The 24,793-nt window shown below is 73.2% G+C and carries 18 protein-coding genes and 1 pseudogene; 11 read left to right on the plus strand and 8 right to left on the minus strand.

Going from position 1 to position 24,793, the window contains the following annotated elements:
- Positions 1–295: 295 nt before the first annotated feature.
- Both ABZ822_RS11285 and ABZ822_RS11290 read right to left on the minus strand, forming a co-directional pair.
- Positions 296–571 (minus strand): hypothetical protein, encoded by a 276-nt coding sequence (locus ABZ822_RS11285; RefSeq protein WP_360850548.1) that lies wholly within the window; start codon positions 569–571, stop codon positions 296–298.
- A gap of 188 nt (positions 572–759) precedes the next feature.
- Positions 760–1,686, minus strand: coding sequence for a hypothetical protein (locus tag ABZ822_RS11290; RefSeq protein WP_360850551.1), 927 nt, complete (start codon positions 1,684–1,686; stop codon positions 760–762).
- A gap of 529 nt (positions 1,687–2,215) precedes the next feature.
- Between ABZ822_RS11290 and ABZ822_RS11295 the strand changes: the two genes are divergently transcribed.
- Together ABZ822_RS11295 and ABZ822_RS11300 are read left to right on the plus strand one after the other, a co-directional pair.
- Positions 2,216–2,845: a transglycosylase family protein gene (locus ABZ822_RS11295; protein WP_360850554.1), complete on the plus strand. Its 630-nt coding sequence runs from the start codon at positions 2,216–2,218 to the stop codon at positions 2,843–2,845.
- 190 nt (positions 2,846–3,035) lie between these two features.
- Positions 3,036–4,121 carry a transglycosylase family protein gene (locus tag ABZ822_RS11300; RefSeq protein ID WP_360850557.1) on the plus strand — a complete coding sequence of 362 codons (1,086 nt, stop codon included), beginning with the start codon at positions 3,036–3,038 and terminating at the stop codon, positions 4,119–4,121.
- A 7-nt stretch (positions 4,122–4,128) separates the two neighbouring features.
- Here ABZ822_RS11300 and ABZ822_RS11305 read toward each other — a convergent pair whose 3' ends face one another.
- The 3 genes and pseudogenes from ABZ822_RS11305 to ABZ822_RS11315 form a co-directional block, all read right to left on the minus strand.
- Positions 4,129–4,842, minus strand: a complete 714-nt coding sequence (locus ABZ822_RS11305; protein ID WP_360850560.1) for an ATP-binding cassette domain-containing protein — start codon at positions 4,840–4,842, stop codon at positions 4,129–4,131.
- A 118-nt stretch (positions 4,843–4,960) separates the two neighbouring features.
- Positions 4,961–7,795, minus strand: coding sequence for a branched-chain amino acid ABC transporter permease/ATP-binding protein (locus tag ABZ822_RS11310; protein ID WP_360850563.1), 2,835 nt, complete (start codon positions 7,793–7,795; stop codon positions 4,961–4,963).
- 206 nt (positions 7,796–8,001) lie between these two features.
- Positions 8,002–8,550 (minus strand): annotated as a pseudogene (locus ABZ822_RS11315) (hypothetical protein); the annotation flags it as partial.
- 218 nt (positions 8,551–8,768) lie between these two features.
- Here ABZ822_RS11315 and ABZ822_RS11320 point away from each other — a divergent pair.
- From ABZ822_RS11320 to ABZ822_RS11340, 5 genes are all read left to right on the plus strand, one after another.
- On the plus strand, positions 8,769–9,269 hold the full coding sequence (locus tag ABZ822_RS11320; RefSeq protein WP_360850566.1) for a hypothetical protein: 501 nt from the start codon (positions 8,769–8,771) through the stop codon (positions 9,267–9,269).
- 145 nt (positions 9,270–9,414) lie between these two features.
- Complete coding sequence (locus ABZ822_RS11325; RefSeq protein WP_360851401.1) at positions 9,415–10,710, plus strand: ABC transporter substrate-binding protein; 1,296 nt, start codon at positions 9,415–9,417, stop codon at positions 10,708–10,710.
- A 176-nt stretch (positions 10,711–10,886) separates the two neighbouring features.
- Entirely contained in the window at positions 10,887–12,158 is a 1,272-nt protein-coding gene (locus ABZ822_RS11330) for a glycosyltransferase family 4 protein (RefSeq protein WP_360850569.1), read from the plus strand.
- Between the two features lie 224 nt (positions 12,159–12,382).
- A complete protein-coding gene (locus ABZ822_RS11335) occupies positions 12,383–13,282 on the plus strand; it encodes a hypothetical protein (protein ID WP_360850572.1) in 900 nt (299 codons plus the stop codon).
- A 123-nt stretch (positions 13,283–13,405) separates the two neighbouring features.
- Entirely contained in the window at positions 13,406–14,383 is a 978-nt protein-coding gene (locus tag ABZ822_RS11340) for a YafY family protein (protein ID WP_360850575.1), read from the plus strand.
- 34 nt (positions 14,384–14,417) lie between these two features.
- On the opposite strand, the gene ctaD is transcribed toward ABZ822_RS11340, so the two are convergent.
- Positions 14,418–16,109: a cytochrome c oxidase subunit I gene (gene ctaD, locus ABZ822_RS11345; RefSeq protein WP_360850577.1), complete on the minus strand. Its 1,692-nt coding sequence runs from the start codon at positions 16,107–16,109 to the stop codon at positions 14,418–14,420.
- 560 nt (positions 16,110–16,669) lie between these two features.
- Here ctaD and ABZ822_RS11350 point away from each other — a divergent pair.
- Positions 16,670–16,885, plus strand: a complete 216-nt coding sequence (locus ABZ822_RS11350; protein ID WP_360850580.1) for a hypothetical protein — start codon at positions 16,670–16,672, stop codon at positions 16,883–16,885.
- Positions 16,886–17,069: 184 nt separating this feature from the next.
- Here ABZ822_RS11350 and ABZ822_RS11355 read toward each other — a convergent pair whose 3' ends face one another.
- On the minus strand, positions 17,070–18,041 hold the full coding sequence (locus ABZ822_RS11355; RefSeq protein ID WP_360850583.1) for a phosphatase PAP2 family protein: 972 nt from the start codon (positions 18,039–18,041) through the stop codon (positions 17,070–17,072).
- A 577-nt stretch (positions 18,042–18,618) separates the two neighbouring features.
- Here ABZ822_RS11355 and ABZ822_RS11360 point away from each other — a divergent pair.
- Positions 18,619–20,415 carry an MFS transporter gene (locus ABZ822_RS11360; protein ID WP_360850586.1) on the plus strand — a complete coding sequence of 599 codons (1,797 nt, stop codon included), beginning with the start codon at positions 18,619–18,621 and terminating at the stop codon, positions 20,413–20,415.
- Positions 20,416–20,633: 218 nt separating this feature from the next.
- The gene (locus ABZ822_RS11365; RefSeq protein WP_360850589.1) at positions 20,634–21,812 is read left to right on the plus strand and encodes an acyl-CoA dehydrogenase family protein; all 1,179 of its coding nucleotides are present in this window, start codon (positions 20,634–20,636) and stop codon (positions 21,810–21,812) included.
- Between the two features lie 56 nt (positions 21,813–21,868).
- Here the strand turns inward: ABZ822_RS11365 and sepF are convergent, their stop codons facing one another.
- Positions 21,869–22,318, minus strand: a complete 450-nt coding sequence (gene sepF / locus ABZ822_RS11370; RefSeq protein WP_360850592.1) for a cell division protein SepF — start codon at positions 22,316–22,318, stop codon at positions 21,869–21,871.
- A 303-nt stretch (positions 22,319–22,621) separates the two neighbouring features.
- Between sepF and ABZ822_RS11375 the strand changes: the two genes are divergently transcribed.
- Positions 22,622–23,992 (plus strand): DUF5685 family protein, encoded by a 1,371-nt coding sequence (locus ABZ822_RS11375; protein WP_360850595.1) that lies wholly within the window; start codon positions 22,622–22,624, stop codon positions 23,990–23,992.
- Positions 23,993–24,793 lie beyond the last annotated feature (801 nt).

A 24,793-nucleotide genomic window follows, 5' to 3' on the forward strand; every position in this document is an offset into this window, starting at 1 on the left:
GGGGGTGCGGTGTGCGGCTGCGCGGCCCCCCCTACCACGACGGGGGTGGGGGGGGGCGCGAGGCGGGCCCCACCGCCGGGCCGCCGGGGGGGGCCCCCGGGGCCCCCCCCCGCGACCGTATGTCCATGGCACCGCCTCACGGCGCGTGCCGCACCGCTGCCTCACGGCGGCGGTGCCTCACACCCGCCTCCACTGCCTCCACGGCACGCGTCTCGCCTCCACGGCACGCGTCCCGCGGCCATGACGCGCGGGTCGCCTGCCGCACGACGCGCAGACCGCCGCGCGTACGCCGGAGTCAGAGCCCGTGCTTGCGGTTGTCGCGCTGCGCGGGAGGCAGCGCGGGCGGACCCGCGCGGTGCTGGCCCCGTCCCCCCGAGTCCCAGCCCTCGGTGCGCTCCCACGAGCCGTGGGGCTCGCGGTTGCCGAACGGCTTGAACCCGAGGTCCTCCTCGCCCGATCGGTCTCCGGGCAGCGCCTTGAAGGAGCGGCGGTACTCGGCGTAGAGCGCGTCGTAGATGGGTGTGGCCGACTGGTGGCCGCTCGCCGGTCTGGCGTCGTGTGGATGACGCATGCCGGGGATGTGGCTCTGGTAGGGAATCCGGGCAGGGGGGTCATATGCGTGCACATAGGTGCCAACGACCTCCGGGCCGCTCGGATGCGGCCGCGCCCCGAAACCCCCTGATCGGCGCGGGGTGAAGGGAACGGCTGACCGGACGGAACGGTGCTGGCCGTTCGCCGGTCCGCCGTCCGGGGTCCGGGTCATGTGCCCGCCAGGGGCATGACGGCGGCCACCAGCTCACCGCGGGCCGCAGCCTTGTCCAAGGCGTCGCGCAGCAGGTCCTCGCGCGGCTGCTGGCCGATCGCGCCGACCGGGGCGGCGAACACCAGCACCTTGGAGGACCGGTTCACGGCCGTACGCCAGTTCTCGGTCACCAGCATCGGCTGGTGCGCCTGCCACCAGGAGACGGGCTGGCCGCCGCCGGTGCCCGGCATCAGGATCGCGTGCAGCTGACCCATGGCCAGAAGGACGGACCAGCCGGGGAGTTGGGCGGGGACGTTCTCCACGTCGTGCACCGGCATGAAGCCCTGCTCGATGAGGAGCGGCAGGAACTCGTCGCCGGCGCCGTCCGTGCCCGGGCGCGCGATGGGACCGGTCGGTTCGACGACCAGAGCCGGGAAGAGCTGGCCGCTCACCAGGACCAGCCCGCTGGTGACACCGATGACCGCCTGCCGCGGTTCGAGGTGGAAGTCCTCTTCCTGGTGCGGCTCGTGGCGGAAGTCCTCGTCGTGGAGCGGCGCCTGACCGTAGTCGTCCCCGGCGCGCGGGGCCGGGGCGAGGACCTCGGGGCCGTGCGCCGCGGGAACCGGCTGGGGGTGGTACTGCGACTGGGGCTGCTGCGCGGCACCGGGGTCGCCGGTGATGCTGCGGACGGCGCCCTGGAGCTGCTCCTCGGAGACCGAGACGACCTGGGACGGGATGCAGCTCGCGTGGGCGAAGGCCAGGACCGCCGTCTCGTCCCCGACGAACAGCACGGTGCTGGTGCGCTCCTGCGCGGTGTCGCCGGGGGTGCGGCAGGAGGTGCAGTCGTAGTTGCCCGGGGCGTTCTCGCCCGCGATCAGCCGGTCGGCTTCTTCGTCACCGATCTCGGCGCGTACGTCATCGCTGACGTCGAGCATGCGCGGCACTGGAGGGCTCCTCGAACTCGGGGATGGGCGCCGGTGAAGAGGACCCGGCTCATAAGAGGACAACGGGTGATCTGTGGGCGGAGTCACGCGCGCACGCCCGCGGAATCGGCGCGTCGGGTGCGGAGCGTGAAGGCAGGCCCGGAATGCATCACTCCCCGTCAATTCCTGGGGATGAGTTGATGGTTGGCGCTGGTGAGGTGAACCACACGACGTGAGGTGATGTGGAGGAAATGGCAGGACATCAAATGATGTAGTGGGTGACCGGAAGTCGCCGCTACCTGAGGTAACCCGCAACTGGCCTGGCACAACGGGGAGTTGTTTGATTCCCGCCGAGGCCGCTGCCTAGATTCTCCGGCCGTGTGCACCGAGCACCGCCCGGGAACGCCCGCCACCCGCGCCTCGCACCACCGGCGCGACAGCACCACCGCAGTACCTCCCCTCGGCGGGCGGGGTGGAACGGCTCGCCGACGCCGGACGCGTACGGCAGCCGGCCCGTCCAGGGGGCCCCGGGTTCGTGGAGAGGGAATACATGTCCAAACGTCGTCGTGAGACAGCAGCGCTCGCCGGGGCCGCCCTGATCGCCGCCCCGCTGGCACTGCTCGCCGCCGCCGGCCCGGCCGGCGCGGCGGACACCGGAGTGTGGGACCGCATCGCGAAGTGCGAGAGCGGCGGCAACTGGCACATCAACACCGGCAACGGCTACTACGGCGGGCTCCAGTTCGCCGCGAGCACCTGGCGCGCGTACGGGGGCACGTCCTACGCGCCGACCGCCGACCGGGCGAGCCGTGCCCAGCAGATCGCCGTCGCCACCAAGGTTCAGGCCGCCCAGGGCTGGGGCGCCTGGCCCGTCTGCGGGGCCCGCGCCGGAGCATCCGGCGACGCGCCCGCCACGTCCACGCCCGCGGCCTCCGCGCCGCGGTCCGAGATCGCGGCGGTGAAGCCCACCAAGCCGTCCGAGCCGCGCCAGGCACCCGCCCGCTCGGACGGGCACACGGACCGCAGCCAGGGCCGCGCCGACTACACGGTGCGGCAGGGCGACACCCTCGGCTCCATCGCCGATGCGCACGGCACCACCTGGCGCCGCGTCTTCGAGGCCAACCGCGCCGTGATCGGTGACGACCCGGACCTCATCCTGCCGGGGCAGCCGCTCGCCCTCTGATCCGTCCCGCTCCACCAGCCTCACCACGCCCCACCCGGTCCCGCCGGACACGTCTCGCGGGACGGCCGACCGACGTCCGGCGGACTGTCGCATCGTCGGCTTGTCGGATCGTCCGACCGGGTGGGGCTCGGTGCGTCCGAGGGCGCGGCTCCCCGGAAACCGCCCAGGGGTCTGCTTAGCGTCTGGCGGCATGTCCCATGTTCTGATCGGCAGGTCAATGGTTCTCGCCCTCGCCGCGCTGATGTCCATGGCGCCCGGAGCGTCGGAGGCCGCCCCCGGCGGTTCCGCCGCGGACAAGTCCCCCGACGAGGTGGAGACGAACGGCAAGAACGGCACGGACGGGAAGTTCGTCAGGCCGGCGGGAGCAACCATGAGCGTCATGGGCCTCCTCGCCACCGACGGCGGCACGAGCGTGGCGAGCGGCACGAGCGGCATGGCCGTGAGCGCCACGGGCGACGCGGTCCGCCGGAGCGACGGAAGCCCCCGGAACGACAGCAGCGAGCGCAACGACAGCAGCGACCGCAAGGACACGAGCCCGCGGAACGAGAGAAGCCCCCGGAGCGAGAGAAGCGACCGGAGCGGCCGGATCGGGAACGACAACGACGGGAACTCCGGCGGCTCGGGCGGTACGGCCGTCTGGGACCGCCTCGCCCAGTGCGAGAGCAGCGGCGACTGGCACATCAACAGCGGCAACGGCTACTTCGGCGGACTGCAGATCCACCACCGCACCTGGGTCGAGCACGGAGGCCTCGCCTTCGCCGCACGCGCCGACCTCGCCACCAAGCAGGAACAGATCATCGTGGCGCGTTCCGTCCAGGCCAGGCAGGGCTGGAACGCCTGGCCGGTGTGCGCCAAGCGCGCCGGAGCCGCGTCGCCCGTCCGGCCCGCCACGCAGGTGGACGCCGCCCGGGCGGTATCGGGCCGGGTCCACGTCGTACGGTCCGGCGAGACGCTGTCGTCGATCGCCCGGCGCTACCGCGTCCCCGGGGGCTGGCAAGCCCTCCACCGGGCCAACGCCCGTACGGTCGGCGCCGATCCGGACCGGCTGACTCCGGGGACGAGGCTGCGCGTGCCCGTGGCGAAGCAGGCCGCACGTCCCGCCGCACGTCCCGCGGCCGCCGCACGCCCGGCGCGGAAGCCCGCGGCCCGCCCCGCGGCGACCGCCCGTCCCGCGGCCGCCGCCGAACCGGTACCGGTCGTGAAGCGTCCCGCGGCCCCGGACCGCACCCCGTCACCGGCCGTCCCGGTCGCCGCTCATGGCGTCGGAGGCGCCTGACCGGTCGTCAGCCCTGCCGTCCGCCCGGCCGGTCCGGGTCCGCAGCGACCGGTGGCTCCTCCGGGATCTCCCCGGGTTCGCCGCTGAGGACCACGGCACCGCGCCGCAGCACGTGCACCACGCTCGCCTCGGCGCGCAGCGCGGGCGGCAGGGACTGCTCCGCCACCACGACCGTCCGCCCGGCCGCGGCCGCCTCGCCCAGCAAGGCGTACGTACGGGCGGCCGTCTCCGGCGACATGCCCTGCGACGGCTCGTCGAGCAGCAGCAGGCGCGCGGGCGACAGCAGTGCCCGCGCCACGGCGAGCATCCGCTGCTCGCCGCCGGACAGTGTGGCCGCCCGGCGGTCGAGAAGAGGCCGCAGCGCAGGGTAGACCCCGGCCACCGCCCGCCCGGGGCCGGTGCCCTGACGCGTCGCCAGTGCCAGATTCTCCGCGACCGTGAGCGAGGCGAACACGGCGCGCTGATCCGGTACGAACGCGAGCCCGCGCCGCGCCCGGACGAAGGCGGGCAGGCGCGTCACGTCCGTGCCCCGCCAGTCCACACGGCCCTCGGCCAGCGGGACGGTCCCGGCCAGCGCGCGCAGCACGGTCGTCCGTCCCGCTCCGTTGCGGCCGGCGAGTACGGTCAGCCGGGCGGTCGGCATCGCGAGATCCACGCCGTGCAGCGCCTCCAGCGGTCCGTACCGGACGCGGGCGGCGCGCAGCGCGATCTCCACGCTCATCGGGCGCCTCCTTCGTGCACGGCGCGGATCCGGATCCTCATGGCGCCGCCCCCGTACACCGCACGGAGCTGAGTCCTCGTGCCGCGCCTCCTTCGTCCGGCACGCGGGGCCCCGGTCCTCATGGCGCGGCCTCGGCGAGCACCCGCCGGGCGGGCCCCGCGGCCACGATCCTTCCGGCCTCCATCGCGTAGACGGTGTCGGCGAGACCGCCCACCAGGTCCAGGTCGTGCTCGACGATCAGCAGCGCCATGCCGTCGGCCGCGAGCGCCCGCAGCACGCGGGCCAGCGCGGCGACTTCGTCCGCGTCCAGCCCGGCGGCCGGTTCGTCGAGCAGCAGGGTCGTGGGCCCGCCCGCGAGGGCGCGGGCCAGTTCCACCCGGCGCAGCGTGCCGGTCGGCAGCCCGGCGGCGGGCGCGTCGCGCACCGGCCCGTCGAGGCCGAGCAGCCGCAGGGCGCGCCCCACGGCGGCGGGGTCGCGCACCCGCCCCTGCTCGGCGCCGATCCGGACGTTCTCCGCGACGGTGAGGGAGGGGAACACGGCGAGCTGCTGGAACGTACGGGCGATGCCGAGGCGGGTACGGGCATGGGCGGGGCGGCGCGTGATGTCACGGCCGCCGAGGACGACCCGGCCCGTCCGGGGGCGGAGTGTCCCGGCGAGACAGTGGAACAGGGTGCTCTTTCCTGCCCCGTTGGGGCCGATGAGCGCGGTGACCCGGCCCGGGGGCACGGCGATGTCCACGCCGTCGAGCGCGGCGAACCCGCCGTACGTCACCCGCACTCCACGTGCCGTCAGCCGCCCGCGGGGAGGAGCAGCCGCCGCGCGGAGGCCTCGATCCGGTCCGGTTCCGGCGCCGGAACCGCCGGGGCCCGCGTCTCGACGGCCCGCGTCGGGACGGCCCGTGCCGGAGGCGCGGTCGTCCGTGCCGCTGTACGGTCCTTGCCGGTACGGCTCCGGTGCCGCGTCCGGCCCCGGCCCTGCCGCTCTCCCGTCTCCCGCCTGCGCGGCGGAACTCCGCGCGCCCGCGCCCGGACCGGAGGCGGCCGCGACGCCCGGCGCCCCGGCAGCCGCCAGGCGCGTGGCGACCCGTACGCCCAGTGGCGTCAGGGTCGCCCGCCCGCGGTGCGGTGCGAGACGGGCCGCCGCCGAGCGGAGCGCGCCGGACACACCGTCCGGGAAGTGGCCGACCAGCACGGCCAGAAGGCCGATCAGCGCCGCGGCGACTCCGCCCCGCGCGCCCGCGTCGAGCCCCACCAGCAGGGCCGCCGCAAGCATCGCGCCGAGGAGGCTGTCCGCGCCGAGCACCACCACGGCCGCGAACCACAACAGGCTCCGCACCGGGTCGAACGCCCCGGGATCGAAGGCCCGTACACCCATGCCCAGCAGGCCGCCGCCGAGCGCGGCCAGCGCCGCACCGGCCACGAACGCCCCGATCTTCAGCTCCGGCACCTGCACCCCGGAGGCCGCGGCGCCCGGCTCGTGATCGCGCATCGCGGCCAGCGCACGGCCCGCGCGGCCGCGCCGCAACACGGCAACGAACGCCAACGCCCCGCCCAGCAGGGCGAGTTCGAGAAGGTAGAACGCCCGGTCGCCGTCGAAGCCCGCGGGCCTGCCCAGCGTCAGGCCGGACGTCGCGTACGGCTGGACGAAGACGAAGCGGCTGACCGCCACCCCGACCGCCAGCGTCACCAGCGCCAGCGCCAGCCCGTGTCTGCGGATGGCCGGGCCGCCGGTCAGCAGACCGAGCGGCGCGACCAGGACGACCGCCACGCCCAGGGCGAGGAGTTCGGGCAGTGCGGGCAGGCCGGGGAAGCGCCCGGCCGCGAGCAGCGCGGTGAACAGCGCGCCCAGACCGGCGTACGCGGCCTGGCCCAGGGAGATCTGCCCGCCCATACCGGTGACCACGACCAGCGACAGCAGGACGACCGCCAGGGCGGGGACCTCCACCGCGGCGTACAGGTCCCGGCCCGCCAGGCCGAGGGGGAGGAGGAACAGCACACCGCAGACGAGCCACGCGGCGCCCGGATGCTTTCCGCGGCGCCGCCGCCCCAGCGGAAGTGCCGATTCCGTACCGGCGGCCAGTCCGCGGACTGCGCCGACCGCCGGCAGCGCGAGCGCGGCGACGAGCAGGGCGACGACGAAGAGGTTCGCGCCGATCGCCTGGACCAGCGGCTCCGCCCAGCCGCCCGGATGGAGCCGGGTCATCTGGCTCTGCGCCACACCGATCGCCAGCGCCACCAGCACCGCCACGGGCAGGCTGCGCATGGCCGCCGCGACCGCGACCGCCATGGCCTCCATCACGAGCAGCGGCAGACCGTACGGGTCGAGACGGACGTACGGGGCCAGCAGCACGCCGGTGAGCCCCGCCGTGAACGCTCCGAACGCCCAGCCCGCCGCCGCGACCCGATCGGCGTCGACCCCGCCCAGCACGGCGAGCCGCCGGTTGTCGACCACGGCCCGCAGCTCCCGGCCGAACGGCGTCCAGCGGGTCACCGCCCCCACCCCGGCCGCGAGGACGACGGCCGTGCCGAGCTGCACCCACGGGTCCTCCGGCAGCAGGACGGGGGCGTCCGCCCGCGCGCCCGGGCCCCAGACTAGTGTGGCGCCGCCGACGAGGAGGACGAAGACACCGAGGGAGGCGACCAGGGTGCGCGCCGGTCCGCCCCCGGTGAGATCACGGGAGCGGGAGAGCGGGCGGAAGACGACGGCGTCGAGCAGCAGGCCGATGCCAGGCGCGACGACGAGCAGGCTCACGGCCGCGGCCACCGGGACCGGCCACCCCCACCCCACCGCGCACTGCCACATCACGTACGCCGTGACCATCGCGACCGCGCCCTGGGCGAGGTTGAGCACGCCGGTCGCGCGGTACGTGACGATCAGCCCGATGCCGGTGAGCGCGGCGGCGCTGCCCACGGCGATCCCGGCGAGGGCGAGTTCGTACGTGAGCGAGCCCACGGTCACGTCTCCGGCGGGGTGCGGCCACCGGGCCGGGCCTCACCGCTGCGCGGGTCCGGGCCCTGGCCCGCCGTCCCGTCGGCGCCCCCGGAACTGTCGCGTCCGGAGTCATCGCGCCCGGGGTGGGGTTCGGCACCGGTGCCGGGCTCCGGCCCGCTGCCGGGAGGCGGACCGCTGCCGGGAGCCGGCCCGTTCCCGTTGAGGTCCGGTTCGCAGACGGGGCATGCCTCCAGGTCCCGCTGCGCCAGCTCCTCCGCCGTGACGGGGGCGGCCTCCGGTTTGCCCGCGGCGAGCGGGCAGTCGGGCCGATGCAGGAGTGTGCCGCCGGGGAGCGCGACGAGCGGAGGTTCCCGGCCCGCCCCGGACCCGGTTCCCCGGCCCCCTCCCGCCGCTCTCCCGCGGCCTCCCCCCTCTTCCCCTCCCGCCCCGCCTCCCTCCTCTTCCTCCGTCCCGGCCCTCCCGGCCGTTTCCGCGGCGCCCTCCCCTTCTCCATAGGTCACGAGCAGCCGGTGCAGTTCCTCCACGCGTTCCCCGGCGGCGTCCCGTTCGCCGCGGGCGAGCAGCACCGCCCCCGCGACGATCAGAGCCGCGCCGGGCACGGTGCAGGAGGCCAGGTAGGGGATCTGCCGCTCGGCGAAACGCTCGCCCGACACCCCGTACCAGCCGGCCACGCAGAGCACGGCGCCCGCGGCGAGCACCGGCCAGCCCGCCCAGTGGGGGACTCTCGCCCACGCGCGCTGTCGTGCCGTCCGCATGAGGCCCCCTCGGGGTTCCATCGGTCGGGGTTCCATCCGTCGTCCCGCGGAGCCGCCGTGCCGAAACTCGTGCCGGGACATACGTCATGCCGGATCTGCATATTTATCGCCAGATAGGTTGCACTATGCCCCTCGGCGTCACACCCTGAAAGCATCGATCAGTACCGGCCCGACTACATCTGGTGGTGGTCCAGATGGTCATTGGCGGACATGCACGGATGGCGGCGTGGGCTGCGGCCGGAATCCTGTTCGCCGGGGTGGCCGCCACGGGGTGCGGGGACGGCGGCGGGGGGAGCGAGCCGTCGCCGACGCAGACCCGGAGCGAGACGCGCGAGCAGAGCCCGACGGGGAACCGTCCGTCCGATCCGACAGCGGCGGAGAAGGAGATCCGGCAGAACTGGGAGACCTTCTTCAGCGCGGACACACCGCTCGACCAGAAGGCCAAGTTCCTCGAGAACGGCGACAAGCTGCAGCCGCTGCTCCAGGCCTTCAGCGGTGACGCGCGTACCCGGCAGGTCGGAGCGGACGTCACGAAGGTGACCTTCACCTCCCCGACCGCGGCCGATGTCACGTACACCCTCACCCTCCAGGGTGCGACCGCACTGCCCGATGCCCGCGGATCGTCCGTCGAGCAGGACAACGTGTGGAAGGTGTCCGTGAAGACCCTGTGCGGTCTGGTGCAGATGAGCGGCAGTGACGTTCAGGCGCCGGGTTGCTGAGGGCGACCGTTCGGCGGCGCACCCGGAGAGCACGTCGGCGGCCCGCGCTCGGGCGCGCCCGAGCGCCGCGGCATCCCACCCCCGCGCCGCGCCCCGTCCTCTGACCCGCTCTCGCACCTGGGCCGCCGCCGGCACCGCGGCGTCCCTGGCGGCGGTGCTCATCGTGACCGCGGCCTGCGGAAGCAGGCTGCCCGAGAGCGAGTTCGGGCAGCGGCCGAGTGCGAACGGCACGGCCTCACCCGGCACCGGCACGGCCCACGGCCCGCCCGTCAAGGTCGGCATCATCACCAGCGCCACCAGCGCCGTGGGCGGCGCCGCCTTCACCGGACCGCGCGACGGAGCCCGCGCCTGGTTCGACGCGCTCAACGCCAGGGGCGGCATCAACGGCCGCCCCGTACAGGTCCTCACCTGTGACGACGGCGGCAGCGGCGTCGGCAACAACGAGTGCGTGCACCGCCTCGTCGACGAGGACAAGGTCTTCGCCCTGGTCGCCACCACCGCCCTGGACTACGCGGGCGCGCCCCGCGTCAGCGCCGAAGGCGTCCCCGACATCGGGGGCCAGCCCATCGGCCCGGCCTACGACACCTACCCGCACCTCTACAGCATCTACGGCAGCCAGGCCCCGCGCCGCGGCGAGCCGGGCTGGGACGGCAGGCTCTACGGCGGCACCGAGGTCTACCGCTGGTTCAAGCGCGAGCAGGGCGCCAGGACCGCGGCCGTCGTCTCGTACAACCAGGCGTCCTCGGCGGCGTACGCCCAGCTCATCACCCGCGGACTGAAGGCCGAGGGCTACAAGGTGGTGAACGAGGAGGTGGACTTCGCGCTGCCCAACTTCCAGGCCGTCGCCGCCGATCTCCGGTCACAGGGCGCCGACCTGGTCTTCGACGCCATGGACACGCACGGCAACGCCCGGCTCTGCCAGGCCATGGACGCCGTGGGCGCCAAGGTCACGGCCAAGGTGACGAACGTTCAGAACTGGTCCGACTCGGTCGCCGAGGACTACAAGGACTCGCCGACCTGCCGCAACGCCCTCTGGGCGACCGGATCCAGCCGTAACTACGACGACACCGGCAACGCCGCCGTGCGGGCGTTTCGGCAGGGTATGCGCGGGCACGCGGGCGGAGACCGGTTGTCCCAGTGGGAGTTGGAGGGGTGGGCGGCCGCGATGTGGTTCACGGATGCCGCGACATCGTGCGGCAACCGGCTGACCCGTGCGTGCGTCGAAAGGTTCATGAACCGCGGCGTGCCCTGGACCGCGGACGGGCTGTTGCTCCCCGCGAGCTTCACGCCGGAGGACGCGCCACCCAGGACGCGGCGCAACTGCCTCTCCGTCGCCCGTTGGAGTGACGATGCGCACGACGGACGGGGTGGCTGGGTCACCCAAGGCGGTGACATGACCCGGAACTGCGTCACGGTTCCCCAGCTCCCCTACCGCCCGTGATGTAGCAGTGGAGACGACGAAATCTCGGCCGGGGTTCCACAAAACGGCTCTCGAATCCGTATCTCTTGTGGAACAAGACGGTGATAGAGACCAACCCTGACCATGGCGGACCGGTCTAACCCTTCGGTAGGCGGACGAGCCGGGCTGTCCGCAGGAAACATGAGATACGGGGACGGATGCACATCTCATTTCTCATCCACAACGCGTACGGAATCGGCGGAACGATCCGTACGACGTACAACCTTGCCCGCACCCTTGCCGAGCAGCACGACGTGGAGATCGTCTCGGTCTTCCGTCACCGCGACGAGCCGGTGTTCGACACCGGCCCCAAGGTGCGGCTCAGTCACCTCGTCGACATCCGCAAGGACAGTCCCGGATACGAGGGGGACGCGCCCGAACACCGGCGTCCCGCCCGGGTCTTCCCGAGGGCCGAGGGGCGCTACGAGCAGTACAGCGAGCTCACCGACCAGCGGATCGCCCACCACCTGAGAACCCTCGACGCCGACGTCCTCGTCGGCACCCGCCCCGGACTGAACGTCCACATCGCCCGGCAGGCGCGCAGCGGACCCGTACGGGTGGGGCAGGAACACCTGACGCTCGACAGCCACTCGGCCGACCTGCGCAGGGAACTGCGCGGTCTCTACCCGCGGCTGGACGCCGTCACCACCGTCACCGAGGCGGACGCCGGCGCGTACCGCGGCCGGCTCCGGCTGCCCGGCGTACGGGTGGAGGCGGTCCCCAACAGCGTGCCCAAGCCCGCGGTCGAGCCCACGGACGGCACCGGCAAGTGGGTCGTGGCCGCCGGCCGCCTGGCCAAGGTGAAGCGCTACGACGTCCTCATCAGGGCGTTCGCCGCCGTGGTCGAGCAGCGCCCCGACTGGCGGCTGCGGATCTACGGCGGCGGCGCCGAGAAGGACAAGCTGCGCCGGCTGATCGACGAACTCGGCCTCTACAACCACGTGTTCCTGATGGGTCCCGCCAACCCCATCGAGGCGGAGTGGGCCAAGGGCTCCATCGCCGCGGTCACCTCCAGCCTGGAGTCCTTCGGGATGACGATCGTGGAGGCCATGCGCTGCGGACTGCCGGTGGTCTCCACCGACTGCCCGCACGGCCCCGGCGAGATCATCGAGAACGGGGTGGACGGGCTGCTCGTCCCGCCGCGCAAGCCCGAGGCAGTGGCCTCCGCCCTCCTCGACCTCATCAACGACGACGCCCTGCGGCACCGCATGGGGCAGGCGGCCCTCGACCGGTCCGCCCGCTACGACCCCTCCCGGGTCGCGGGACGCTACGAGTCCCTCTTCTCCGACCTCGTCGAGCAGGCGGGCCGCGGCAGCACCCGCGCCCGGCTGCGCGGTTCGCTGCACCGCACGCGCGGCGCGCTGCTGGGTGGGGCGTACGCCGTCCGGGACGCCGGGCGCACCGTGCTGCGCAAGGGGCGGCCCGCATGAACACCTCCGCCGACCTCCCGACAGGGACCGGACGCGACGCCGCGCAAGGAGGCGCGTCCGGGAAGGGACGCGCGTCCGGGAGCGGACCCGCTTCCGGGGCGGATGCCACCACCGAGAGGGCGCCGGACACCCGGACGTCCCCGACCACAGAGATGCTCCGGACCACAGAGATGCTTCAGACCCCCGTGACGTGCGAGACCGGAACACCCGAGGAGTGCTCTGACGTGTCCGTCCCGCCGCGACGCTCCGACTGCATTGCGGACTCCGCCGGAGGTCTCACCTTCGACCTCGTGGACTGCGGCACCTCCGGAGGTGCCGACGGCAGTTGGGACGCGGCTCTGGTCCTGCGCGGGCGCGGCGCGGACTCCACGGCGGACGAGGTGCGGCTCCCGCTCGTCCCGGCGGGCGACGGCCGGCTGCGCGCGGTGCTGCCGAGCACGGTGGCGCTGCCCGAAGGCCGCTGGGACGCCTTCGCCGCGGTGGGCGGCCGCGCCTCGGCGGTGACCGTGGGCGAGCCGGACCGGCTGATGCCGGGCATCCTCGACCTCCGGTCCCTCGTCGACCGTCGGCCCGACACCGACCGCCCCTCGGTCGCCGTCCGCATCCCGTACGCCACCAAGCACGGCAACCTCTCCATCCGGAGCTGGCTGCGGACCCCGCACGCCGAAGCGGGCGAGATCCGCCTCATCGACGGGGTGATGACGGTCCAGGGCCGGCTCTACGGCATGCCGGCCGGGCCCGGTGCCACGGCCGAGGCGCGCTCGCGCCGCCACCCCTCGGTGGTGCGGACGGTGCCCGCCTCCGTGGAGGACACCGTCCGTCTCGGCGCCACCGGCCACCACTTCGCCTTCACGCTCGCCTTCAAGGAGCTGGCGGATGAGTGGCAGGGCGGACGCGAGCCGTGGGACCTGTGGCTGCGCCCCGCACCCGACGAGGAGCCGGTGCGGATCGCCCGCATCCTCGACGACGTGCCGGACAAGAAACACATCTTCACCTACCCCGTGCAAACCGTGACCTGCTCCGAGCACGGCCCGGCCGAGGCGGGCCCGTACTACACGGGGGACAACGACCTGGCCGTCCGGATCGCGCCCGCGGGCGAGAGCGAGGACACCGAGCCGAACTGACCCGCCCGAGCCGGGCCGGGACCGCCCCAGCGGGCGGAACTCCCGCGCGGCGGCGGCAACGCGTACGCAGAGGACGGGGACCGCGGACGGTCCCTGTCCTCTATCGCGTGGACACTGAGAACCATGTTGGAGACCTCGGCACGACTGCTCCGTCTGCTGTCCCTGCTGCAGACCCACCGCGAATGGTCGGGACAGGACCTGGCGGACCGGCTCTCGGTCACGACCCGGACCGTGCGCCGCGACGTGGACCGGCTGCGCGAACTGGGCTACCCCGTCCACGCCAGCCCCGGCACGGGCGGCGGCTACCAGCTCGGCGCGGGCGCCGAACTCCCGCCGCTGCTCCTGGACGACGAGGAGGCCGTCGCGGTGGCGGTGGCCCTGCGGACCATGGCGGGCGGCGGGATCGAGGGCATCGAGGAGACGTCGCTGCAGGCGCTGGCCAAGCTGGAGCAGGTGCTGCCGTCCCGCCTCCGGCGCCGTGTCGAGGCGCTGAACTCCTTCACCGTGCCGATGCTCGGCGTCCCTCGCGGCCCGAGGCTCGACGCCGGGACGCTGACCGAGCTGGTGCACGCCTGCCGGGACTGCGAGCGGGTGCGCTTCGAGTACCGCGATCACGCCGGTACGGAGACCCGGCGAATCGTCGAGCCGCACCGGCTGGTCTTCAGCGAGCGCCGCTGGTATCTCGTCGCGTGGGACGTGGAGCGGGAGGACTGGCGTACGTTCAGGGCCGACCGCATCGTCCCCAAGCCGCCGCACGGTCCCCGATTCGAGCCGCGCGAGCCTCCTGCCGAGGACCTCGCGCGGTACGTCGCGCGAGGAGTGTCCACCGCGGCGTACGCGGCGCGGGCCGTCGTGCTGCTGCACGCACCGGTCGAGGAGGCGGCCCAGCGCATCCGCCCGGCGGCCGGGCTCCTCGAGCCGGTCGACGAGCACACCTGCCTGCTGACCACCGGCGGCCCCTCGCTCGACGTCCTGGTGGTCCACATCGTGCTCATGGGCTTCGAGTTCGAGATCGTTGAGCCGGCCGAACTGAGCGACCGGGTCAGGGCGATCGCCGAACGGCTCGGCCGGGCCCTGGATGCGGGGACTCCGGCCCGCTGACGCACCACCCCGGCCAGTGCGCGGGCTTCTCGCGTCACTCCTCCAGCTCGGCGGCCTTGCGCTCCCGCAGCGGCATCTCGGGTTCCAGCGCCGCGACCTCCGGGTGGTGCAGATCAAAGGCCGGTGCCTCGGACCGGATGCGGGGGAGGGTGACGAAGTTGTGCCGCGGCGGGGGACAGGCGGTCGCCCACTCCAGCGACCTGCCGTAGCCCCACGGGTCGTCGACCTCGACGCGGGTGCCGTACTTGGCGGTCTTCCAGACGTTGTAGAGGAAGGGCAGCGTCGACAGACCCAGCACGAAGGACCCGATCGTCGACACGGTGTTGAGGGCGGTGAAGCCGTCGACGGCGAGGTAGTCGGCGTACCGCCGCGGCATGCCCTCGGTGCCGAGCCAGTGCTGGACGAGGAAGGTGGTCTGGAATCCGGTGAACAGCGTCCAGAAGTGCATCTTTCCGAGCCGCTCGTCCAGCCGCTTGCCCGTGAACTTCGGCCACCAGAAGTAGAAGCCCGCGAACGTCGCGAAGACCACCGTGCCGAAGACGGTGTAGTGGAAGTGGCCGACGACGAAGTAGGTGTCGGTGACGTGGAAGTCCAGGGGCGGGGAGGCCAGGAGGACCCCGGTGAGTCCGCCGAAGAGGAACGTGACCAGGAAGCCCGTCGCCCACAGCATCGGTGTCTCGAACGACAGCGAGCCGCGCAGCATCGTGCCCGTCCAGTTGAAGAACTTCACGCCCGTCGGCACGGCGATCAGGAACGACAGCAGGGAGAAGAACGGCAGCAGCACCGCGCCCGTCGCGAACATGTGGTGTGCCCAGACCACCATCGACAGCGCCGTGATGGCCATCGTGGCGCCGATCAGCGTGAGGTAGCCGAAGATCGGCTTGCGCGAGAACACGGGCAGGATCTCGGTGATGATGCCGAAGAACGGCAGGGCGATGATGTAGACCTCCGGGTGCCCGAAGAACCAGAAGAGGTGCTGCCACAGCAGTGCGCCCCCGTTCTCCGGCTGGAAGACCAGGGCCCCGAAGCGCCGGTCGGCCTCCAGGCAGAGCAGCGCGGCCGCCAGCACCGGGAAGGCCATCAGCACCATGATCGAGGTGAAGAGGGTGTTCCAGGTGAAGATCGGCATCCGGAACATCGTCATCCCGGGCGCGCGCATCGCGATGATCGTGGTCAGGAAGTTCACCGCGCCCAGGATCGTGCCGAAGCCGGCCAGCGCGAGGCCCATGATCCACAGGTCGGCTCCGACGCCCGGCGTCCGCTCCACGCTGTTGAGCGGCGCGTAGGCCGTCCACCCGAAGTCCGGTGCGCCGTCGGGGACCAGCAGCGCGCCCAGCACCATCAGCCCGCCGAAGAGGAACAGCCAGTACGAGAGCATGTTCAGCCGCGGGAAGGCGACGTCGGGGGAGCCGATCTGCAGCGGCATGATCTCGTTGGCGAAGCCCGCGAAGGTCGGTGTCGCGAACAGCAGCAGCATGATCGTGCCGTGCAGCGTGAACGCCTGGTTGAACTGCTCGCTGGACATGATCTGGAGCCCGGGGCGGGCGAGCTCGGCCCGCATCATCATCGCCATCACCCCGCCCGCCAGGAAGAAGAGGAACGACGTGATCAGGTAGAGGTGGCCGATCTTCTTGTGGTCGGTGGTGGTCAGCCAGTCGACGACGACGTGCCCCGGCTTCCTCACCGGTGCGGGTCCGACGCTCGCCTCCGCGGTCCGGCTGCTCATCAACGCCCCCTTGTGCGCTCGCCGTACGGGCTGGGCCGTGCCGGCTGTCGGGCTGGTGCTCCACCGCACGTTATGCCTCGAATGTCGGCTTGAGCGGGCAGCGCGCCGCTGCGGTGCTACGGCGCGCGAGGCGGACCGGGACCGGCGGGCGGCCGAGTGGGGAGGCGGTGCGGAGATGATGCGGAGGCCGTGCGCACGGGCTCGGCGGAGAGCGCCGAGGGATGCCGGGGATTTCTGATTTGTCTTTGCCGCCGAGGGCGTGCCGACTCTCCTCGCGCGGTGTTCCCGAACCGTCCGGAAACGCCGTCGAAGGCGGTGCCTGAATGTGCCTGCGCGGGGCCCGCGTTCGGAATTCCCGGAGAATGGGCACCTGCCGCGGTACCGGTAATGCGCGGGAATTCCCGGGGTGTTCTCGGGGGCTCAGGAATGCCCGTACGAGTGACGGCCAACAGGTGACGCGGGTCGTGCCCGCTTGTGACACAGCCGTGACGAGACCTCGATCGGCCGGTGGTCAGGGTGTGGCTTCCGTCTCACGCCGGCGGCGTCCTACGGTGGGCCTCATGAACGACACATCGCAGCATCCGGAGCCGGTGGACGACGACTTCGAGGCTTATGTCGGACTCGCGGCCGAGACCGCCGAGGCGCGGGCGCGCGAACTCGGCTGGACCACCGTCCGCAGCCTCCCGCCGGACGCGATCATCACCATGGAGTACCTGGTCGGACGCATCAACTTCTCCGTCAAGGACGGGGAAGTCGTCCGCTGCTGGAAGGGCTGACCCGCACCGCCGTACCACGGCGGCGCACCCGTGGCGGTCCGGGCATCACGACCGGCACGACGAAGGCCCCGGCGCTTCGAGCAGGAGCGCCGGGGCCTTCGTCCGTGCGGGATCAGGGTGTCCGTACCGTCCCGTGGTTCCGTTGGGCGCCGGTGATCCCGGCGCCTCCCTCCGCGGTGGTGCCTCAGCCGCCGGAGCGTCCGCGCTGGGTCGCGGGGCCCAACCCCGCGGTGCGCGGCGTGCGGTCCAGATGCGGCGGCCTGCGGCTCCCCGTCGGCGTGACGGGCGTGCGCTCGGACCGGACGGTGTGCGGCCGCGGCGGGTGGTGGAGCCGGGTGTCGGCGTTCCGGGTGGCCCGCTGGGGCACGAGCGCCGGGGGGGTGGTCGCGGCCGGTGCGACCGGGATCGGGACGAGCCGGCGACGGCGGCCGAGGCGCGCCTTGGCGGCGATGATCCACGCATCGGCCCGCGCGATGAGGGGCTCGAACCAGGGCAGGGCCAGCAGCACGAGCAGTCCGGCGGCCCAGCCGAGCAGGACGTCGCTGACCCAGTGGGTGCCCAGGTAGACGGTGGTCGCGCCGACGCCCAGAGCGAAGACGGCGGCCACGACGGACAGTACGCGGCGGGCCCGCGGGGTGGTGGCGAGGTAGGCGAGAATGCCCCAGGTCACCACGGCATTGGCGGTGTGACCGGAGGGAAATATATCCCCGCCGGCGAACATCTCGGAGGAGCCGACCGACGTCGCGTAGTGCGGCCCGAGACGGCCGAGTCCGTACTTCACGGCGCCGACCGTGACGTTGAGCAGGAGCAGTCCGGCGCCGAGCGCCAGCAGCGGGCGCATGGTCCGCTGCCGCCACGACCGCCAGCCCAGCCACGCGGCCACGAGCACCGCGGTGGGGCCGCGCTGGCCCATCACGACGAAGTAGTCCAGGAACGCGTGCAGCTCCGGCCACTGCTTGTACGGCCGGAAGAGCATGACCTGCCAGTCCAGGCGAACGAGGTGGTCGCTCACGAAAACGGCGGCGACGTTCGCCAGGTACAACAACACCGCGGCACCGAACAGCACCACGCGGTGTCGGCTCATCCGCGGGACATCGCGGTTGCTTGGTCGCTCCGGCTCCTGCTCCAGCCGGGCGAAGATTCGCTCGGTACGCACCCAATCGACGTTACAGGGGGTGAGCGGTGTCCCCGAACGAACCAGGGGGTTCGTGATGACCATGTGATGTGGCAGAAGCGCACTTCAGCGCCTTTTTTGAGCCCTGCGAACAAAACCGGGATGACGGTGTGGTGAATTTCTCAGGACTATTGCCGGGGCTTGTCTTTGTGTCGCTCGCCGTGTTTACCGGATCGTGGTGCCGAATTCTCCGCGGCGTTCCGCGACGGGTGCGGACCGGAGGGTTCCACCGCGCCGGACTCTCGTCGCGATCATGCGGGTGACCTGTGCGTTCCGGGCGCCTCTGCGACCGTCGACGCGTGGGGCCCGCCCGTGGGGCGATATGTGGACGGTGTCACCTTTGATGACACTCCGCCCATTCCCGTACACCTGTGCGTGAAGGTCGCCCGAATGTGCCGGGCGAGTCCGAGGTGCCGCTGTTGACAAAGGTGAGCCTGGCCACGCTCCCTGCGACCCGATTCGCGTAGTCTGGCGGCTCGCTCGCATTCGATACCGGGTTGCCGGGACCGCACTCCGCCCCGGGCCGTTCGACCGCGAGGCCAGACTGGGAGGTGCCTACATGTCCGGAACGACCACGGCCCGCGATCCGCGGGCGGCGGGCGTTCCCCGGCATCCGCGCGGCACGACCGGCGGTGCCAACCGCTGGGCCGTCCTCGTCGTCCTCTGCGTGAGCCTGCTGCTCGTCGCGCTGGACGCGACCGTGCTGCACGTGGCAGTCCCCGCCCTCACCGAGGACCTGCGCCCCGGCGCGATCGAACTGCTGTGGATCGTCGACGCCTATCCGCTCGTCGCCGCGTCTCTCCTGATCCTCTTCGGAACCCTCGGCGACCGCGTCGGACGGCGGCGCATCCTGCTGCTCGGCTACGGGCTCTTCGCCGTGGCATCGGCCGTCGCCGCCTTCGCCGACAGCCCGTCCCTGCTCATCGCGGCCCGCGCCCTCCTCGGCGTCGGCGGCGCGATGATCATGCCTGCCACGCTGTCGATCCTCCGCCAGGTCTTCCCCGACCGGCGCGAGCGCGCGCTGGCCATCGGCATCTGGAGCGCGGTCGCCGCGGTCGGCGCGGCCATCGGCCCGCTCCTCGGCGGATTCCTGCTGGAGCACTTCTGGTGGGGCTCGGTCTTCCTGATCAACATCCCGCTGATGGCGGTCATCCTGCCCCTCGGCCGCTGGCTCCTGCCCGAGTCGACCGGCGACCACAACGGCCCCTGGGACGTCCTCGGCGCCCTCTACGCCGCCTTCGGACTCTTCGGCATGGTCCTCGGCGTGAAGCGCGCGGGAGGCGGCGAGGCCGTGTTCCACCCGCTGACCCTCGGCCCGCTGCTCGTGGGCACCGCGCTGCTCGTGCTCTTCGTACGCCGTCAGCGCCGCCGCGAGCACCCGCTCCTGGACCTGCGCATGTTCTCCCGGCCCGCGTTCGGGACGTCCGTCGGGTGCATCGTGCTCGCCGTGCTGGCGCTCGTCGGGCTGCAGCTCATCGCCACCCAGTACCTCCAGCTCGTCCTCGGCCTCTCCCCGCTGGAGACCGGGTTGCGCATGGTGCCGCTGACCGTCGCCGCGATGGCGGCCGGGCTCTTCGGCTCGCGCATGCTCCAGCGCTTCGGTCCGCGCGTCATGGTCGCGATCGGCTTCGCGCTCACGGCGGCCGCCGTGCTGTCGGTGACGTTCATGGGCCAGGACGACAATCCCGCACTCCTGACCTGCGCCTTCATCCTTCTCGGCTTCGGCCTGGAGACCACGCTCTTCGGCAGCTACGAGTCCATGCTCAGCGAGGCACCCGCTGAGCAGGCCGGTGGCGCGGCCGCGATCGGCGAGACCTCGTACCAGCTCGGCGCGGGCATCGGGATCGCGCTGCTCGGCAGCATCATGAACGCGGCCTACGCCCCGGGTGTCTCCTCCGTGCCCGGCGTCCCGTCGTCGGCGAGCGGTGCGGCCGGGCACTCGCTGGGCGAGGCGTACGAGGTGGCGGCCGGCCTCGGCGGCCCGGCAGGGGCGGCCCTGCGCGCCGCCGCCCGCGACTCCTTCGTCCACGGCCTCCACATCACGCTCGTCGCGAGCGCCGTCCTGCTGCTGCTGGGCGCGGCCGCCGCGCTGCGGCTGCCGCGCGCGATGGAGTGCGGCGATGACGACGACGGCGCCTCGGCGTCCGCGGAAGCGGACGCGGCGGGCGGTACGGACCGTTCCGGCGACGCCTCGGAGCGGCCGCACCTCGCGACCGACGCCGTCCCCCGCCAGGCCGACGCCCGTGACCGCGAGCGCGACACCCATGAGCGGGGCCGCGACCGTACCGGGGCGGGCGAGGCCCGTGCCCGGGACGCCTCCGCCCGTGAGCGGGTCGGCGCCGAGTCGTCCGGCTAGCGCCCCCCGTCCCCGGCGCCTGCGAGTCCCCCTCCAGCGGCCAACAGGCTCCCGCCGCGGACCGGCTGCCGCGCCCTCGCGACCGGTCCGTGCCCGACCCGCGCGCCCGGGCCACCTGCGCCGGGGACCTCTGGACGCGGAGGCCCGCTCAGCCGTAGCGTCGGCTCAGCCGCAGATGATCTCCCTCCCGGTCCGCCGGGAGGTGCCAAGGAGGACCCATGCCCGCGCCGCAGTTCGATCCCCACGACCCGCTGGGTCTCGACGACCTGCTCGGCGCCGAGGACCTCGCCGTCCGCGACACCGTACGGAAGTGGGCGTCCGACCGCGTCCTGCCGCACATCGCCGACTGGTACGAGCGCGGCGAACTGCCCGGCATCCGCGGGCTGGCCCGTGAGCTCGGCTCGATCGGCGCGCTCGGCATGTCCCTCGACGGCTACGGCTGCGCCGGTGCCACCGCTGTCCAATACGGCCTGGCCTGCCTGGAGTTGGAGGCCGCCGACTCCGGCATCCGCTCCCTGGTCTCGGTCCAGGGTTCCCTGGCCATGTACGCGATCCACCGCTACGGCTCCGAGGAGCAGAAGCAGACCTGGCTGCCGAGGATGGCGGCCGGCGAGGTCATCGGCTGCTTCGGGCTGACCGAGCCCGACATCGGTTCCGACCCCGGTCACATGCGCACCTACGCCAAGCGCGACGGATCCGACTGGGTGCTGACGGGCCGCAAGATGTGGATCACCAACGGCTCGGTGGCCGGCGTCGCCGTCGTCTGGGCCCGCACCGACGACGGCATCCGCGGCTTCGTCGTCCCCACCGACGCCCCCGGCTTCTCCGCCCCCGAGATCAAGCACAAGTGGTCGCTCCGCGCCTCGGTCACCAGCGAGTTGGTGCTGGACGACGTACGGCTCCCGGACGACGCCGTCCTGCCCGGGGTCACCGGGCTCCGCGGCCCGCTGAGCTGCCTGAACCACGCCCGCTACGGCATCGTCTGGGGCGCCATGGGCGCGGCGCGAACCTGCTTCGAGACGGCCCTCGCCTACGCGGGGACGCGCGAGCAGTTCGGGAAGCCCATCGCGGGATTCCAGCTCACCCAGGCCAAGCTCGCCGACATGGCCGTCGAACTCCACAAGGGCATCCTGCTGGCGCACCACCTCGGCAGCCGGATGGACGCGGGGACGCTCGGTCCCGCACAGGTCAGCTTCGGCAAGCTCAACAACGTGCGGGAGGCGATCGAGATCTGCCGCTCGTCCCGGACGATCCTGGGGGCCAACGGGATCTCCCTGGAGTACCCGGTGATGCGGCACGCGACGAACCTTGAGTCGGTGCTGACCTATGAGGGCACGGTCGAGATGCACCAGCTCGTGCTGGGCAAGGCGCTCACCGGGATCGATGCCTTCGCGTGAGCCCGTGAGCCCACGCCGGCGGTCCAGGAGAGGGGGCGCGGTGAGCGGCCCTGCCGTCAGCTCTGGTTGAAGAAGCCGTCCGTGGAACGGCCGGCTTCGCCGCTGACCACGTGGTAGTCGGCGGGGGTGAGCAGGAACACCCGGGTGGCGATCCGCTCGATGGAGCCGCGCAGGCCGAAGGTCAGCCCGGCGGCGAAGTCCACCACGCGCTTGGCGTCGGTGGGCTCCATGGCCGTGAGGTTCACGATCACCGGGACACCGTCCCGGAACAGCTCGCCGATGCCGCGCGCGTCACGGAAGCCGTCCGGGGTCACCGTGGCGATCCGCCGGCCCTCCTCCTGCGCGGTCTCGGCGGCCACCCGCACGCGCGGGTCCGTGACCCAGGCGTCCCGCGGCTGTTGCTGCTGCTGCTCGGACTCCTCGCCGTACTCGTCGTCGTAGTAGCGGTCGTCATCGTGGTCGTCGACGAGGCCCAGCCAGGCACTCGCCTTGCGCACAGATCCCATGGACGCCTCCTCTCACACGCGGTCTGTTGCGTCCGCCTCTCTATGGTCGTCCATGATGCGGATGTTGCGCCAAGCGGATACCGCTCGAAAATGGGTTTCGTGACGGTACTGGTGCAGAACGAATGTCGGAACATCAGTGTTCCTGCTGCGTACGGCTGCTGACGGAGCACCAGCTCCCGCCTGCAGAGCCCGGTTCCGTCCGGGCGGAGCCCAGCCGGATGGGTGATGCGGGGGTCGTACGGGTGACGCATGGCGGTCGGTACGATGCCCGTCTGTTCAGCACCAGGGGGTACGGGGGGAACGTTGTTCGGAATAGTGAGGCCATGCCGGCACCGCCTGTCCGAAGGGCTGCACGCCGAGTGGATGGCCCATCTCTGCGGTCTGTGCCTGGCGTTGCGAGGAGCTCGCGGTCAGTTCGCCCGGGTCGCCACCAACTACGACGGGCTGATCGTGTCCGTGCTCACCGAGGCGCAGTCGCGGCGTTCCGGTGCGTGGCGGCGTACGGCGGGTCCCTGCCCGCTCCGCGGCATGCGGACCGCCTCGGTCGCCCAGGGCGAGGGCGCGCGGCTCGCGGCCTCCGTCTCGCTCGTCCTGGCCTCCGCGAAGGTGCGCGACCACGTCCATGACGGGGACGGGCTGCTCGGGCGGCGGCCGATGGCCGCGGCGGCGCGGCGCGTGGCCGCCACCTGGGACCTGGCCGGGGCCGCCGCGGGGAGCCGACTCGGCTTCGACACCGCCGTTCTGGTCGACGCGGTCGACCGGCAGGCGGACGTCGAGGCGGCGGCAGGGGCGGGCACGCCCCTGCCGGCGGTCACCGAGCCCACCGAGACCGCGACGGCGGCGGCGTTCGGGCACACGGCGGTCCTGGCCGGGCGGCCGGGCAACGTGGCGCCGCTGGAGGAGGCGGGGCGGCTGTTCGGCCGGCTGGCCCATCTGCTGGATGCCGTGGAGGACCTGGAGCGTGACGCGGCGTCAGGCGCCTGGAACCCGGTCGCCGCGACCGGTACGGACCTCGCGGAGGTACGGCGGCTGTGCGACGACGCGGTGCGCGGTGTGCGCCTCGCCCTGCGGGACGCCGAGTTCGTCGAGGACCGGCTGGCGCACCTCCTCCTCGTGCACGAACTGCCGCGCTCGGTCGACCGCGTCTTCGGGACGACGGGGTGCGCGCACCAGGGCTTCGGCCCGCCGCCGGAGGGCGTGCACGGCGGATACGGCCAGGGCGGTCACGGCCCTGGCGGGTACGGCCAGGGCGGTCACGGCCCTGGCGGGTACGGCCAGGGCGGTCACGGCCCTGGCGGGTACGGCCAGGGTGGCGGTCCGCAGATGCCGTACGGGCCGGTGGGTCCGCCAGGACCGGGGAATCCGCACGGGCCCGGGAATCCGTACGGATCCGGGGGCCCGTACGGATCCGGGGGAGGGGCCGGTGGCCCCGGCGGGCCGGGCGGAATGCCCCCCGGTTTCCCGCCGGAACCGCACAAGCCGCAGCGCCGCGGCTTCTGGGCCGGGTGCGGCATGGCGATGCTGTTGTGCTGTACGTGCAAGGTCTGCTGCGCCGAGGAGTACGAGGGGGCCTGGTCGCGGAAGAAGCGGGAGGGCTGCTGTCAGTCGTGCGACTGCGGCGGATGCGGGAACTGCGAAGCCTGCGGGTGCTGCTGCCCCTGCGACGGCTGCTGACTCCCTCTCGGGTCCACACCCCGATCCGCACGGACCGGACCGGCCTGCCGCCCGCCCGGACGAGTGCGGCCCGCTCAATACCTGCGGCGGGCCGGTCGAGGCGTTCACGACACGGCCGGTGCGAGCACGTTCATCCGGACGGACGCAGCGCACGGATTCATCCTGGAGCGCCCGCCGCGCACCCGCCCGTGCCCGCGAATTCATGCGCGGCGTAGTGCAACTGATGCCGTGCCACCGTACGGACCGGGCCCGGTCCTGGCCGCTGGGACGCCGTGCGACCGCATGAGGCTCCCCGTACCTGTGTGCAAGGGTCAGCACCATGAGCGATCACGGAGCGGAGGTGCGGTGGCGGGCGCGGCCCGTCCGCCGTGGCGTGCCGTTCCCGGCGGACGGCGGACTCCCGCTCCCCGGCGGCCGCACCGGCTGCACCTTCCGCGCCGGCCGGACCTCCGGCCCCGCATACCCCGGAAGCACCGGAGACACCGGCCGTGCCCAGGAGCTTCAGCGGGCCGGGTGCACACGGTGCGCGCGCCGTACCGCCAGTCCCGATCCGGACAACTGCCGTCACCGGCCCGGCCCGGACGGTCCCGGCCGCCCGCCGGCCCGCGCCCCGTGGCTGTTCACCGGGGCCGTGACCACGGCGTACTCCCCGCGCCGGAGGACGCCTGAGGGCGTCCGGCCGTACGGCACGAGCCGCGTGGTCCCCGTCTCTCGGCCCGGTGGACGAGGGCGCCGCCCGGGCTCGGGCGAGCCGGCCGGCGCCGCCGCGGAGGCGGTGCCCGGGACCGCGGGCGTGTTCCG

Origin of the sequence: Streptomyces sp. NPDC047108, assembly GCF_040643575.1 — a bacterium.
Lineage (GTDB): Bacteria > Actinomycetota > Actinomycetes > Streptomycetales > Streptomycetaceae > Streptomyces.

Bases quoted from the DNA above. Each gene is read 5' to 3' on its own strand.
- ABZ822_RS11285 (WP_360850548.1), bottom strand. From the start codon at position 571: ATGCGTCATCCACACGACGCCAGACCGGCGAGCGGCCACCAGTCGGCC.
- ABZ822_RS11350 (WP_360850580.1), top strand. From the start codon at position 16,670: ATGAACGACACATCGCAGCATCCGGAGCCGGTGGACGACGACTTCGAG.
- ABZ822_RS11340 (WP_360850575.1), top strand. From the start codon at position 13,406: ATGTTGGAGACCTCGGCACGACTGCTCCGTCTGCTGTCCCTGCTGCAG.
- ABZ822_RS11305 (WP_360850560.1), bottom strand. From the start codon at position 4,842: ATGAGCGTGGAGATCGCGCTGCGCGCCGCCCGCGTCCGGTACGGACCG.
- ABZ822_RS11330 (WP_360850569.1), top strand. From the start codon at position 10,887: ATGCACATCTCATTTCTCATCCACAACGCGTACGGAATCGGCGGAACG.
- ABZ822_RS11360 (WP_360850586.1), top strand. From the start codon at position 18,619: ATGTCCGGAACGACCACGGCCCGCGATCCGCGGGCGGCGGGCGTTCCC.
- sepF (WP_360850592.1), bottom strand. From the start codon at position 22,318: ATGGGATCTGTGCGCAAGGCGAGTGCCTGGCTGGGCCTCGTCGACGAC.
- ABZ822_RS11365 (WP_360850589.1), top strand. From the start codon at position 20,634: ATGCCCGCGCCGCAGTTCGATCCCCACGACCCGCTGGGTCTCGACGAC.
- ABZ822_RS11300 (WP_360850557.1), top strand. From the start codon at position 3,036: ATGTCCCATGTTCTGATCGGCAGGTCAATGGTTCTCGCCCTCGCCGCG.
- ctaD (WP_360850577.1), bottom strand. From the start codon at position 16,109: ATGAGCAGCCGGACCGCGGAGGCGAGCGTCGGACCCGCACCGGTGAGG.
- ABZ822_RS11295 (WP_360850554.1), top strand. From the start codon at position 2,216: ATGTCCAAACGTCGTCGTGAGACAGCAGCGCTCGCCGGGGCCGCCCTG.
- ABZ822_RS11320 (WP_360850566.1), top strand. From the start codon at position 8,769: ATGGCGGCGTGGGCTGCGGCCGGAATCCTGTTCGCCGGGGTGGCCGCC.